The 11980-nt window shown below is 70.8% G+C and carries 11 protein-coding genes and 1 pseudogene; 5 read left to right on the plus strand and 7 right to left on the minus strand.

Going from position 1 to position 11980, the window contains the following annotated elements:
- Positions 1–136 precede the first annotated feature (136 nt).
- Positions 137–1417: an ATP-dependent Clp protease ATP-binding subunit ClpX gene (gene clpX / locus A6A25_RS14270; protein WP_053722864.1), complete on the plus strand. Its 1281-nt coding sequence runs from the start codon at positions 137–139 to the stop codon at positions 1415–1417.
- Positions 1401–2012, plus strand: a complete 612-nt coding sequence (locus tag A6A25_RS14275; protein ID WP_241828671.1) for an RBBP9/YdeN family alpha/beta hydrolase — start codon at positions 1401–1403, stop codon at positions 2010–2012. The genes clpX and A6A25_RS14275 overlap by 17 nt, the downstream gene beginning before the upstream one ends.
- Here the strand turns inward: A6A25_RS14275 and A6A25_RS14280 are convergent.
- The 4 genes from A6A25_RS14280 to fdhD are packed head-to-tail and all read right to left on the minus strand — an operon-like array spanning position 1999 to position 5717.
- A complete protein-coding gene (locus A6A25_RS14280) occupies positions 1999–2754 on the minus strand; it encodes a methyltransferase domain-containing protein (RefSeq protein ID WP_073889469.1) in 756 nt (251 codons plus the stop codon). The genes A6A25_RS14275 and A6A25_RS14280 overlap by 14 nt on opposite strands.
- A 49-nt stretch (positions 2755–2803) precedes the next feature.
- Entirely contained in the window at positions 2804–3670 is an 867-nt protein-coding gene (locus A6A25_RS14285; RefSeq protein WP_143193147.1) for an alpha/beta hydrolase, read from the minus strand.
- Positions 3671–3729: 59 nt separating this feature from the next.
- A complete protein-coding gene (locus tag A6A25_RS14290) occupies positions 3730–4896 on the minus strand; it encodes a CaiB/BaiF CoA transferase family protein (RefSeq protein ID WP_073889474.1) in 1167 nt (388 codons plus the stop codon).
- Complete coding sequence (fdhD, locus tag A6A25_RS14295) at positions 4893–5717, minus strand: formate dehydrogenase accessory sulfurtransferase FdhD (protein ID WP_073889477.1); 825 nt, start codon at positions 5715–5717, stop codon at positions 4893–4895. The genes A6A25_RS14290 and fdhD overlap by 4 nt, the downstream gene beginning before the upstream one ends.
- Before the next feature lie 87 nt (positions 5718–5804).
- Between fdhD and A6A25_RS14300 the strand changes: the two are divergent.
- The 3 genes and pseudogenes from A6A25_RS14300 to A6A25_RS14305 all read left to right on the plus strand — a co-directional run.
- A pseudogene (locus A6A25_RS14300) lies at positions 5805–6257 on the plus strand (MFS transporter); the annotation flags it as partial.
- The gene (locus A6A25_RS46815; protein ID WP_443217052.1) at positions 6254–6361 is read left to right on the plus strand and encodes an MFS transporter small subunit; all 108 of its coding nucleotides are present in this window, start codon (positions 6254–6256) and stop codon (positions 6359–6361) included. The pseudogene A6A25_RS14300 and the gene A6A25_RS46815, both read left to right, overlap by 4 nt.
- A gap of 10 nt (positions 6362–6371) precedes the next feature.
- Complete coding sequence (locus A6A25_RS14305) at positions 6372–7892, plus strand: phytoene desaturase family protein (protein ID WP_073889480.1); 1521 nt, start codon at positions 6372–6374, stop codon at positions 7890–7892.
- Positions 7893–7895: 3 nt separating this feature from the next.
- Here the strand turns inward: A6A25_RS14305 and A6A25_RS14310 are convergent, their stop codons facing one another.
- The 3 genes from A6A25_RS14310 to A6A25_RS14320 all read right to left on the minus strand — a co-directional run bounded on the left by A6A25_RS14310 (position 7896) and on the right by A6A25_RS14320 (position 11873).
- Positions 7896–8375 (minus strand): hypothetical protein, encoded by a 480-nt coding sequence (locus tag A6A25_RS14310; protein ID WP_143193148.1) that lies wholly within the window; start codon positions 8373–8375, stop codon positions 7896–7898.
- A gap of 58 nt (positions 8376–8433) precedes the next feature.
- Positions 8434–10728: an FdhF/YdeP family oxidoreductase gene (locus A6A25_RS14315; protein WP_073889487.1), complete on the minus strand. Its 2295-nt coding sequence runs from the start codon at positions 10726–10728 to the stop codon at positions 8434–8436.
- A gap of 245 nt (positions 10729–10973) precedes the next feature.
- The gene (locus A6A25_RS14320; protein WP_073889490.1) at positions 10974–11873 is read right to left on the minus strand and encodes a hypothetical protein; all 900 of its coding nucleotides are present in this window, start codon (positions 11871–11873) and stop codon (positions 10974–10976) included.
- Positions 11874–11980 lie beyond the last annotated feature (107 nt).

The raw sequence follows: 11980 nt of genomic DNA on the forward strand, positions 1-11980 counted from the left end.
GTCCTCCCGCGCAGCGGGGTTGGACAGGTACCGTCGAGGGGAACGGGCGGACCCCGCACCCAGCGGGCACTCGCCACATCAGCAGTCAGGCGCACCTCACCAGGTCGTGCGCCGGAGGGGACAGAGGTCAGCGGTCATGGCACGTATCGGTGACGGCGGCGACCTGCTGAAGTGCTCTTTCTGCGGCAAGAGCCAGAAGCAGGTGAAAAAACTCATCGCCGGCCCCGGTGTCTACATCTGCGATGAGTGCATCGACCTCTGCAACGAGATCATCGAGGAAGAACTCGCGGAGGCCGGTGACGTCAAGCTCGACGAGCTGCCCAAGCCCGCCGAGATCCACGAGTTCCTCGACCAGTACGTGATCGGCCAGAACGAGGCCAAGCGCACGCTCTCGGTGGCGGTCTACAACCACTACAAGCGCATCCAGGCCGGTGACCGCGGGCGTGAGGGCCGCGACGACGGCGTGGAACTCGCCAAGTCGAACATCCTCATGCTCGGGCCGACCGGGTGCGGCAAGACGTACCTGGCCCAGACGCTGGCGAAGATGCTGAACGTGCCGTTCGCCATCGCCGACGCCACGGCTTTGACCGAGGCCGGCTACGTGGGCGAGGACGTGGAGAACATCCTCCTCAAGCTCATCCAGGCCGCGGACTACGACGTCAAGCGGGCCGAAACCGGCATCATCTACATCGACGAGGTCGACAAGATCGCTCGAAAGAGTGAAAATCCGTCGATCACGCGGGACGTTTCCGGTGAGGGCGTGCAGCAGGCGCTGCTGAAAATACTGGAGGGGACGACGGCGTCGGTGCCACCGCAGGGCGGTCGCAAGCACCCGCACCAGGAGTTCATCCAGATCGACACGACGAACGTGCTGTTCATCGTGGCGGGCGCCTTCGCGGGCCTCGACAAGATCATCCAGGACCGGGTCGGCAAGCGCGGCCTCGGCTTCGGCGCCGAGGTGCGGACCAAGGCCGAGGTCGACGCGGCGGACTACTACGCCGAGTCGATGCCCGAGGACCTGATCAAGTTCGGGCTGATTCCCGAGTTCATCGGCCGGTTGCCGATGGTCGCGAGCGTCACGAACCTGGACAAGGAATCACTGGTCCGCATCCTCACCGAGCCGAAGAACGCGCTGGTCAAGCAGTACCAGAAGCTGTTCGAGATGGACGGCGTGGAGCTGGAGTTCACCCGCACGGCGATGGAGGCGGTCGCGGACCAGGCCATCCTGCGCGGCACCGGTGCGCGTGGCCTGCGGGCGATCATGGAGGAAGTCCTGCTGCCGGTGATGTACGACATCCCCAGCCGCACGGACGTGGCCAAGGTCGTCATCACGGAGCAGACCGTGAAGGAGAACGTCAACCCGACCATCGTGGCCCGGCAGCCTTCGCGCCGGGAACGTCGTGAGAAGTCGGCCTGAGTTGTCCCTGCCGCACACGCTGATCCTGCACGGCCTGGGTGGTTCCGGGCCGGAACACTGGCAGAACTGGCTGGCGGGTGAACTGGCCCACCACGGTGGGGCGGTGGACCTGCCCCAGTTCAGCTCGCCCGACGCGCCGAGCTTGTCGGTGTGGCTGGACGAGCTGCGGTCGCACCTGGCCGCGATGCCCGCGGCCGGGTCGGTCGAACGGGTGGTCGTCGCGCACTCGCTGGCGGGACTGCTGTGGCTGCACCACGCGGCCGGGGAGTGCGATCCCGGGTTGCGGGTGGACCGGGTGCTGTTAGTGGCGCCGCCCGCGCCGGATTTCGACGGAGAGCCGTTGATCTCCGAGTTCCTGCACCCCGTGCTCGACCCGACGGTGGTGCGGCGGGCGGCGGTGTCGACCCGGTTGGTGGTGGGCGAGGGCGACCACTACTGCACGTTGACGCAGGCCAAGGAAGTGGCCGAGGCGTTGCGGATCGACCTCGACGTCATCGTGGGTGGCGGGCACTTGAACGTCGATGCCGGCTACGGTTCGTGGGGTGCGGTCCTGAAGTGGGTCCGGAGCGGGCGGGTCCCGCTCACGCCGCGCTGACCGTCACTCGGAAGAGGGTGAAGGCGGCCAGGAACGGGCCGGTGGTCAGGTCCTCCAGCCAGGTGTCGGCGGCCGTGTGGGTGATGCGGCCGGCTTGGACGGCGCGGTGCGCGTTGCGGGTCAGGCCCAGTAGGTCGTCGGCTGCGGTGAAGTCGTGCAGGAGTTGGGTGTCGGCCTCGATCGAGGTGACGGTGAGGCCGGCTTCGGTGCTGAGCCGGGCCAGCTGCCTGCCGATGACGGGGTTGGGGACGATCCGGTCGCACACGAAGCGGTTGAACGCGAGGTTGGTGGCGACCGAGCCGGGGTCGATGGCGAGGGTTTCCCAGTCGGGTTGGGCGAGCACGGCACGTCCGGTGGGGCGCAGGACGCGGCGCAGTTCGGCCAGTACCGCGGCAGGGTCGGCGACCTGGTGCAGGACCCGGTCGATCCGGGCGCGGTCGACGCTCCGATCGGGCAGCGGGAGCCCGTGGGCTTCACCCTCGCGCACGTCGACCCGCAGGTGTGAGGTGCGCCGTCGCGCCTCCTCGACCATGACCGGGTCGACGTCCACGCCGATGACCTCGCCGGCGCGTTCGGCCAGGGCGGGGAGGTCGGTGCCGGGTCCGCAGCCGATGTCGAGGGCAACGTGGTCCGGGTGGAGGTCGAGGGCGTCCAGGAGCCGCTGCTTGTAGGCGCGGCCTGCCTCGGCGGCGTGGTCCAAGTAGGTGATCGGGTCCGGGGCGGTGGCCGATTGCGTCGTCATGCGGCCAGGCAACCACAGGCGTGTGCAGGTCCTGTGGACGTCCTGTGCGCTATCGGGGGACGCGTTTGCCCAGGAAGCGGATGACGTCGGGGATTACCTTGCGGTACAGGGTGTCGTTGTGGCCGCCGGGGACGATGGAGGCGACGGCGGGTTTGGCGGCGGCGATGAACTGGCGGGTGCCGGTGATGAAGGTGTCGCGGTCGCCTGCCCAGACGCCGATCGGGGCGCTGCCCAGCTTGTCGAGGTTCTTGAGCGGGTCGAGGGAGGCCCAGTCCTGGGGGCTCGCGAAGGCGTTGCGCTTGGACATCTCGGCCCAGTCGGTGAGCAGGGCCGGGGCGATGACGGCGATGGCGCTGGTCGGTTCGCGGCGCTCGTGCCGCCTACGGGCGTAGAGGAGGGCGCCGAAGCCGCCCATGGACACGCCGGTGCAGGCGAACGGTGCGCCGTAGCCGCCTTCGGCCAGCCAGCGGGGTACTTCTTCGAGGAGCATCGCCATGGGGTCGTCGCCGGGGACGTTCTCGTGCCAGTAGTGGTCGCCGCCGTCGACGGCCACGAAGCCGAACGGGGGCACCTGGCCGCGGGCGACGGCTGAGACCAGGACTTCCGCCATGCCGCCCACGTGTGCCTGGCGGGCGCTGCCGAAGCGGCCGTGCAGGAGGATCGACATGGGCAGGTCCCTGGTGGGCACGCCCGGCGGGACCATGGTGAGCAGGTCCACCTCGCGGCCCCGGTGGTGCGAGTGGACGCGTTCGACCTGGACGACGGCCCGCTTCACGGCGGGCACGGGACCCGCCACGCCGACCGCGTGGCGCAGTGCCTCGCCGAGCGGTGCGTTGCCGTGCCACGCGGCGGTGACGCCGGCGGTTGCCAGCGCGCCGCCGGCCAGGGCGGCGAGCACCGTTCGTCGCGCGACCATCGTCCTACCCCCACGCTCGATCCCCTCCTGTCATCGCTGTGAGCGGGGTTCGTGTTTCGTCAGATCGCCGACTGTGCCCGAAATTCCGCGATCCGTTCCGCCGAGTAGCCGAGTTCGCGCAGCACGTGGTCGGTGTGCTCGCCGAGGGCGGGCACGGGTGCGGGCGTCCAGTCCCAGGCGGTGGAGTCGACGGGTGGGCGCAGGGCGGTGATCTCGCCGTCGGGCACCGGGATCCGGGTCCGGCGGTCGCGGGCGGTGAGCTGGGGGTGGTCCGGCAGGTCGGCGACGCCGCGGGTGCGGGCGGCGGGTACGTCGGCGCGGTCCAGTGCGACCAGCAGGTCGGCGGCGGTCCAGGCGGTGAAGTCCAGTTCGGCGTGCAGGGCCGGGCGGTGTGCCACGCGGGACGTGACGGTGGTGAAACGGGGGTCGTCGGCGAGGTCGGGGCGGTCCAGGAGGTGGCAGAGGCGGCGCCACTGGGGGTCGTTCTGGACGGCCAGGTGGACGGTGCCGTCCGCGCACGGGAACGGGCCGTAGGGCGCGATGCTCGGGTGGTGCGCGCCGGTGCGTGGCGCGGCCTGGCCGGTGCCTGCGGCGTAGAGCATGGGCTGGTGCATCCACTCGGCCATCGCCTCGAACAGGGACAGGCTGAGCGTGGCGCCTGCACCGGTCCGGGCGCGGTGGAAGAGGGCGGCCAGGACGGCGGACTGCAGTTGCACGCCCGCGGCGATGTCGGCCACCGAGATGCCGGCGCGGGCGGTGACGTCGTCCTGCCCGGTCAGCTCGATGAGCCCGGTTTCGGACTGGACCAGGGCGTCGAACGCCTTGCGGGACGCGTACGGGCCCGAGTCGCCGTAGCCGGAGAGCTCGCCGATCACCAGGTCGGGTTTCACCCGGCGGAGTGACGCAGCGTCCACGTTGAGGCGACGCGCGGCGTCGGGCGAGAGGTTGCACACGACCACGTCGGCCCTCGTGACCAGCCGGTTCAGCACCTCCTGGGCGGCCGGGTGCTTCAGGTCCAGGGTCACCGACTGCTTGCCGACGTTCGTCCAGGCGAAGTACGACGACACCGAGCCGCAGGTGGTGTCGTAGTGGCGGGCGAAGTCGCCACCGTCCGGCCGCTCGACCTTGACCACGCGGGCGCCGAGGTCGGCGAGCAGGCGGGTGGCGTAAGGCACGGCGACGGCCTGTTCGAGGCTGACGACGAGGACGCCGTCCAGCGGTCTCACGCGGCGATCCGGTCGTGGCGGGTGTAGACGTTCATCGAGTCGCCGCGCAGGAAGCCGACCAGGGTCACGCCCTGCTCCTCGGCCAGGTCGGCGGCCAGGGACGACGGCGCCGACACGGCGGACAGCACCGGGATGCCGGCCATGGTGGCCTTCTGGACCAGCTCGAACGAGGCCCGCCCCGAGACCATGAGGACGGTTCCCGCCAGCGGGACCCGGTCGTTCAGCACGGCCCAGCCGAGGACCTTGTCCACCGCGTTGTGCCTGCCCACGTCCTCGCGCACGACCAGGGCCTCACCGGTGGTGGTGAACAGGCCCGCCGCGTGCAGGCCGCCGGTCGCGGCGAAGACCTTCTGGCGCTTGCGCAGCTCGTCCGGCAGGGCGGCGAGGACGTCGACGTCGACGGTGCAGCGGTCGGCCGCGGGGGAGTGGTGGGTCTTGAGCTTCACCGCGTCGAGGGCCGCCTTGCCGCACACACCGCACGACGACGTGGTGTAGAAGTTGCGCTCCACGCCCGGGTCCGGTGCCGCCACGCCGTCGGCCAGGGTCAGGTCGAGCACGTTGTAGGTGTTCAGGCCGTCCGGTCCGGTGCCTTCGCAGAAACGGGCGACCGAGATATCCCTCAGACCGCTGATGACGCCTTCGCTGAGCAGGAAACCGTGCGCCAGCTCCACGTCGTGGCCCGGCGTCCGCATGGTCACGGTGAGTGCCTTACCGCCCACCCTCAGCTCCAGCGGCTCCTCGGCGGCCAGCGCGTCGACCCTCTTGCGGGACGTTCGTCGCGCATACGTGACCACTGGGCGACGCACGGTGACTCGCCCCATCGGCGAACTCCTTCTCTTGGCTAAGTTTTTTCGCAAGCCACTCACCAGGTTACGGAGGTGTCGGGCAGTGGGTTTCCTGGACCGCTCCGGATCGTGTGGTCGTCCACGTCGGACTTGGTGGGGCGCAAGAACGTCTACCGGCTGTACTTGGGTGTCGGTGCGGTGACGTACCTGGTGCTGGCGTTGGCGGGGAACGCGTCGCTGCCGTTGTTCGTGGTGTGCGCGATGGTGATCCTGTCGTTCTACGGCGGCGGGTTCGCCACGATCCCGGCGTACCTGAAGGACCTGTTCGGCACGTACCAGGTGGGTGCGATCCACGGTCGGCTGCTCACCGCGTGGTCGTTGGCCGGTGTGCTGGGGCCGTTGATCGTGAACGCGATCGCGGACGGGCAGAAGGCGGCCGGGAAGAGCGGGCCCGACCTCTACACGGCGTCGCTGTTCATCATGATCGCGTTGCTGGTGGTCGGGTTCGTGGCGAACGAGCTGGTGAGGCCGGTGGCGACGAAGTACCACGAGCCCGAAGTGGAGGCGGTCCGGTGAAGGGTCGAGGGATGGTCGTGTTCGCGTGGCTGTGGGTCGGCGTGCCGTTGGCGTACGGCTTGGTCGAGCTGATCCGCAAGGTCACGGCGTTGTTCACTGGATAGAGTCGCCCCTGTGGAGACCTACGACGTGGTGGTGGTCGGCGGCGGGCACAACGCGCTGGTGGCGGCGGCCTACCTGGCGCGGGCCGGGCGCACGGTGCTGGTGCTGGAGAAACTCGACCACGTCGGCGGCGCGGCGGTGAGCGAACAGGCGTTCGCGGGTGTCCTGGCGCGGCTGTCGCGGTACTCGTACCTGGTCAGCCTGCTGCCCGACCGGATCGTGGCCGACCTCGGGCTGCGGGTGGCGTTGCGGTCGCGGTCGGCGTCGTCGTACACGCCCGCGGGTGACCTGCTGGTGGAGCGCGAACCGGGTGAGGCGACGGCGGCGTCGTTCCGGGCGTTGACGGGGTCGGACGCCGAGTGGGAGCGGTGGCGCCGGTGGTACGACGACCTGGAGGTGCTGGCCGAGGCGTTGTCGCCGACGATGCTGGAGCCCCTGGTGTCTCGCGAGCACGCACGGCTGCGGGTCGACTCGGTGGCGCGGGTGCGGCTGTGGGATCAGGTCGTGGAACGGCCGCTCGGCGAGACGTTGGAGGAGCTGTTCACCGACGACGTGGTGCGCGGTGTCGTCGCCACGGACGCGTTGATCGGCACGCACACGTCGTTGCACGACCTGAAGGCCAACCGCTGCTTCCTCTACCACGTGATCGGCAACGGCACGGGTGAGTGGCAGGTGCCGGTGGGCGGGATGGGTGCGGTGACCGGGGAGCTGCTGCGGGTGGCCAGGGAGGCGGGCGCGCGGATCGTGACCGGCGCCAAGGTGACCCGGGTGGACGCGGACGGCGTGCGGGCCGAGGTCGAGTACGACGGGCGCGTGGTGGGCGCTAAGTTCGTGCTGTCCGGCGTCGCACCGTCTACTTTGGACTTCCTGCGCGGCCGGTCCGCCCGGCCCGTGGCCGAGGGCTGCCAGGTGAAGGTGAACATGCTGCTGGAACGGCTGCCGCGGTTCCGCAGCGGGGTCGACCCGCGAGTGGCGTTCGCGGGAACGCTGCACGTGGACGAGTCGTACGGGCAGCTGGAGACGGCGTACCGGGAGAGCGCGGCCGGGCAGGTGCCGGCGGTGCTGCCGGCGGAGATGTACTGCCACACGTTGACCGACCCTTCGATCCTCGCGCCGGAACTGGCCGAACGGGGATGGCACACGTTGACGTTGTTCGGCCTGCACACGCCGGCCGCGTTGTTCGAGCAGGACAACGACCGGTTGCGGGACGAGCTGGTCGGCCGGTACCTGGCCGGGCTGAACGCCCACCTCGAAGAGCCCATCGAGTCGTGCCTGGCGAAGGACGCCGACGGTCGTCCCTGCCTGGAAGCCCGCTCGCCGTTGGACCTGGAGGCGGAACTCGGCCTGCCGCGCGGCAACATCTTCCACGACGAACTGGCGTGGCCGTTCGCGGAGCACGAGGACGAGATCGGCCGCTGGGGCGTCGAGACCGACGTGGCGAACCTGTTCGTCTGCGGCGCGGGCGCCCGGCGCGGTGGTGGTGTGAGCGGGATCGGCGGTCACAACGCGGCGATGGCCGTGCTGGAGCGGTGACCTTCAGAGGGCGGCGAAGAGGTCGTTGACCAGCCGTTGGGCCCGGTCGGTGGTGGCGCCGGTGGTGACGGTGATCTGGACCGTGCCCGCGCGGGCGGTGACGGAGGTTTGGACGACTTCGCCCGTGACGGCGGTGGCGTGGTAGGCCTCGTCGTGGAAGCCGGGCAGGTCGGTCGCCCGGGCGTGTTCGGCGCGGCTCTTGGCGAACGACGCGGCGTCCGCGCCGGTCTCGAAGCGGACCTCGGTGGTGCCGCCGTCGTAGGTGCAGCGGACGACGTTGTCGGTGATGGTCTGACGTGTGTGGTTCAGCCGCAGGCCCAGGGCGGTGCCCACGACGTCCGCCGGGGCGTCCGCGCAGTTCACGCCCGCGGAGTCGGTCGCGGTCGATGGCGGTGGTTGGTCGGTGGTCGGGGTGCTCGGTGGCGTGCTCGTGCACGCGGCGAGCGCGAGCACGGTCACGACGGCGAGCGCGGTCCTCCTCACGTGGGTTGGTTCGCCCGAACGGCCGCAGGCGTTACCGGAAGCTTGTGCGCCCACCGACTCACACGTCGACCTTCTCCAGCCGCACCACGATCGACTTGGATGTCGGCGTGCCCGACACGGCGGCCGTGGAGTCCAGCGGCACCAACGAGTTCGCCTCCGGGAAGTACGCCGCCGCACAGCCGCGCGCCGTCGGGTAGGCCACCACCCGGAACCGCTCGGCACGCCGTTCCGTGACGCCGGTCGGGTCGTCCGGCCACTCGCTGACCAGGTCCACGTGCTGACCGTCGAGCAGGTCGAGCGCGTCGAGGTCCTCGGGGCTGACGAACACGACCCGCCGGCCGTCCTTCACGCCCCGGTAGCGGTCGTCCAGGCCGTAGATCGTGGTGTTGTACTGGTCGTGGCTGCGCATGGTCTGCAGCAGCAGCCGCCCCGGCGGCACCCGGAGCACGGTGAGGTCGTTGGCCGAGAAGTGCGCCTTGCCCGACCGGGTGCCGGTGAACTCGCGGGCGTCACGGGGTGCGTGCGGCAGCACGAAACCGTCCGGCCGGCGCACCCGCACGTTGTAGTCGCCGCAGCCGGGCACGACCCGCGCGATCCGGTCCCGGATGAGGTCGTAGTCCTTCTCGAACTCCTCCCACGGCACGGGGTGCGCCGGCCCCAGCACGGCCCGCGCCAACCGGCACACGATCGACACCTCCGACAGTAACCGGTCGCTCGCGGGCGCCAGCCGGCCCCGCGAGCGGTGCACCACCGACATCGAGTCCTCGACCGTGACGAACTGCTCGCCGGTGTGCTGCAGGTCGCTCTCCGTGCGGCCCAACGTGGGCAGGATCAACGCCGTCCGGCCGTGCACCACGTGCGACCGGTTCAGCTTGGTCGACACGTGCACGGTCAGATCCAGCTTGCGCATGGCCGCCTCGGTCACCGCCGTGTCCGGGGTGGCCGCCACGAAGTTGCCGCCGACGGCGAAGAACACCTTCGCCGCGCCGTCGCGCATGGCCCGGATCGACGCCACCGTGTCGAACCCGTGCTTGCGCGGCACGTCGATGCCGAACTCGGACTCCAGGGCGGACAGGAACTTCTCCGGCATCTTCTCCCAGATGCCCATGGTCCGGTCGCCTTGCACGTTCGAGTGGCCGCGCACCGGGCACAGGCCCGCCCCGGTCCTGCCGATCATGCCGCGCAGCAGCGCCACGTTCGCGATCTCGCGGATCGTCGGCACCGAGTGCTTGTGCTGGGTCAACCCCATGGCCCAGCAGAAGATCGTGCGCTGCGACTCCGCGAGCATCCGGGCGAACAGCTCCACCTGGGCCCGCGGCAGGCCGGTGGCGACGTCCACCGAGTCCCAGTCCACCCGCCGCACGTGGTCGGCGTACTCGGCGAAGCCCTCCGTGTAACCGTCCACGAACTCGCGGTCCACCGCGTCCCACGACAGCAGCAGGTTGCCGACGGCCTGGAACAACGCCTGGTCGCCGCCGAGCCGGATCTGCAGGAACTCGTCGGCCAGCTTGGTGCCCGCACCCACCAGGCCGCGCACGTTCTGCGGGTTCTTGAACCGCAGCAGCCCCGCCTCCGGCAACGGGTTCACCGCCACGATCTTCGCCCCGCCGCGCTTGGCATCCTCCAACGCCGACAGCATCCGGGGGTGGTTCGTGCCCGGGTTCTGGCCCACCACCACGATCAGGTCGGCGCGGTTGAAGTCGTCGATGCCGACCGAGCCCTTGCCGATGCCGGTGGTCTCCGACAACGCCGCACCGGACGACTCGTGGCACATGTTCGAGCAGTCCGGCAGGTTGTTCGTGCCGAACGAGCGCACCAGCAGCTGGTACAGGAACGCGGCCTCGTTGCTGGTGCGGCCGGACGTGTAGAACACGGCCTCGTCGGGGCTCGCCAGACCGTTGAGGTGCCCGGCGATCAACGAGAACGCGTCGTGCCAGTCGATCGGCTCGTAGTGCGTCGCGCCCTCGCGCAGCACCACCGGCTCGGTGATCCGGCCCTGCTGCCCCAGCCAGTAGTCGGTCTTGCCGGCGAGCTCGGCGATCGGGTGCGCGGCGAAGAACTCCGGCCCGACGCGCCGCCTGGTCGCCTCCTCGGCCACCGCCTTCGCGCCGTTCTCGCAGAACTCGGCCAGCTTGCGGTGCCCCTGCGGCTCCGGCCACGCGCAGCCCGGGCAGTCGAAGCCCTCGCGCTGGTTGAGCAGCCGCAGCGTGGTCGCCGTCCGGGCCACGCCCATCTGCTCCACACCCCGCTGGAGCGACACCGCGACACCGGGCAGCCCCGCCGCCCACCGCTTGGGCTCGCTGACGTCGAGCTGCGACTCGTCGATGTCCTGCCGGGGCGGGTTGCGGTCCATGCCCCCTATTGTGCGTCCGCCGTGCCACCGCGCTCGCGGTCGGCCGCCGGCGCACCCCGCGCGAGCGCGCCGGCGGTCTGTCCGATCGCCGAGCGCGCCAGGCCGACGCGGGACCGCTGTCACGGGCCCCAAGGGGTTGCGAACGGCCCGTGCTCCCGGCGTTCCCACCTGCGACGATTCTCGGTGATCACGGTCAATTGTGATCGGCGCCACTGTGCCGCGAATCGTCCGAACGGGTGACGGCCTCAGTCCGGGCAGCCGTCGGCGGGCGAGGACGGCGCGCTGAGGTCGAAGTCCAGCCCGGGAGGCAGGGACGGCTCGGTGAACGCGGGCGCCAGGTAGCCCCGCTTGGCACTGGAACACGCGATCGAGTGCAGTGAACCCACCGACGCGTCCGCCCACAGCCCCTCCACCCCGGGACTGCCCGTGCGCACCGAGTACCGCACCTGGAACCGCGACAACGCCACCACGTCCAACGGGCCCCGCACCGACTCCGGCCGGTCCGGCGCGAACGCGTACGCGAACGTGTAGTCCGTCCGCACCGACAACTCGCCCTGCGCACCCACCTCGGCGACCATCTCGCCACGCACCTTCGGCTCCACCTCGGCCAACCGCGCGCCCCGGTCCACCCGCGTGGCCACCAACGCCGCCTCGCCGTCGTTGCGGCCGTCGAACAACACCCGCAGCGACTCGCGCAGGTCCGGCGCGAACAGCCCGAACAACGGCTCCAGGTCGTGGTCGCGCACCACCCGCGGGTCCAACCGGGCCGCGACCACCGCCTCCCGCACCCGCTGGTACGCCGCCTCCACCTGCTCCGCCGAGTACGCGCCCACCGGCACCGCGTCCGGCACCACGACCCCGTCGGCACCGTCCGCCCACGACGCCGCCGACGTGCCCGCGAACGGCTCGTCCAGGTCGACCCCGCGCTGTCCCGTCGGCGTGCCCGACTCGGTCGCGATCACCGCCCAGCCCAGCAGCGCCGCCGCCACCACGATCGCCAAGCCCACCCAGAACCGGCGCCGGGGCCTTCGCGGCACCGACCGCAGCCGCTGCACCCTGGCCTCGCGCTCGGCCCGCTTCACGGCCTCCCGCGCCCACGCGGCGTCCTTCAGGTCGGGGTGGTCCTCGATCCGGTACTCGTCCACGTTCCCCCCGCTCGCCGATCGCTACCCAAGGCGTTACCAGCTCAGGGCGGAGAAGTCGATACGGGACCCGTCCGAGTGGCCGCGACACCCGCTACCAGGTATCTGGT

The sequence above is a fragment of the Saccharothrix sp. CB00851 genome, assembly GCF_001905065.1.
GTDB lineage: Bacteria > Actinomycetota > Actinomycetes > Mycobacteriales > Pseudonocardiaceae > Actinosynnema.

What these genes read in the sequence shown, in the direction of transcription:
- clpX (WP_053722864.1), top strand. Translation starts at nt 137, where the DNA reads ATGGCACGTATCGGTGACGGCGGCGACCTGCTGAAGTGCTCTTTCTGC.
- A6A25_RS14280 (WP_073889469.1), bottom strand. Translation starts at nt 2,754, where the DNA reads ATGACGACGCAATCGGCCACCGCCCCGGACCCGATCACCTACTTGGAC.
- A6A25_RS14285 (WP_143193147.1), bottom strand. Translation starts at nt 3,670, where the DNA reads ATGGTCGCGCGACGAACGGTGCTCGCCGCCCTGGCCGGCGGCGCGCTG.
- fdhD (WP_073889477.1), bottom strand. Translation starts at nt 5,717, where the DNA reads ATGGGGCGAGTCACCGTGCGTCGCCCAGTGGTCACGTATGCGCGACGA.
- A6A25_RS14315 (WP_073889487.1), bottom strand. Translation starts at nt 10,728, where the DNA reads ATGGACCGCAACCCGCCCCGGCAGGACATCGACGAGTCGCAGCTCGAC.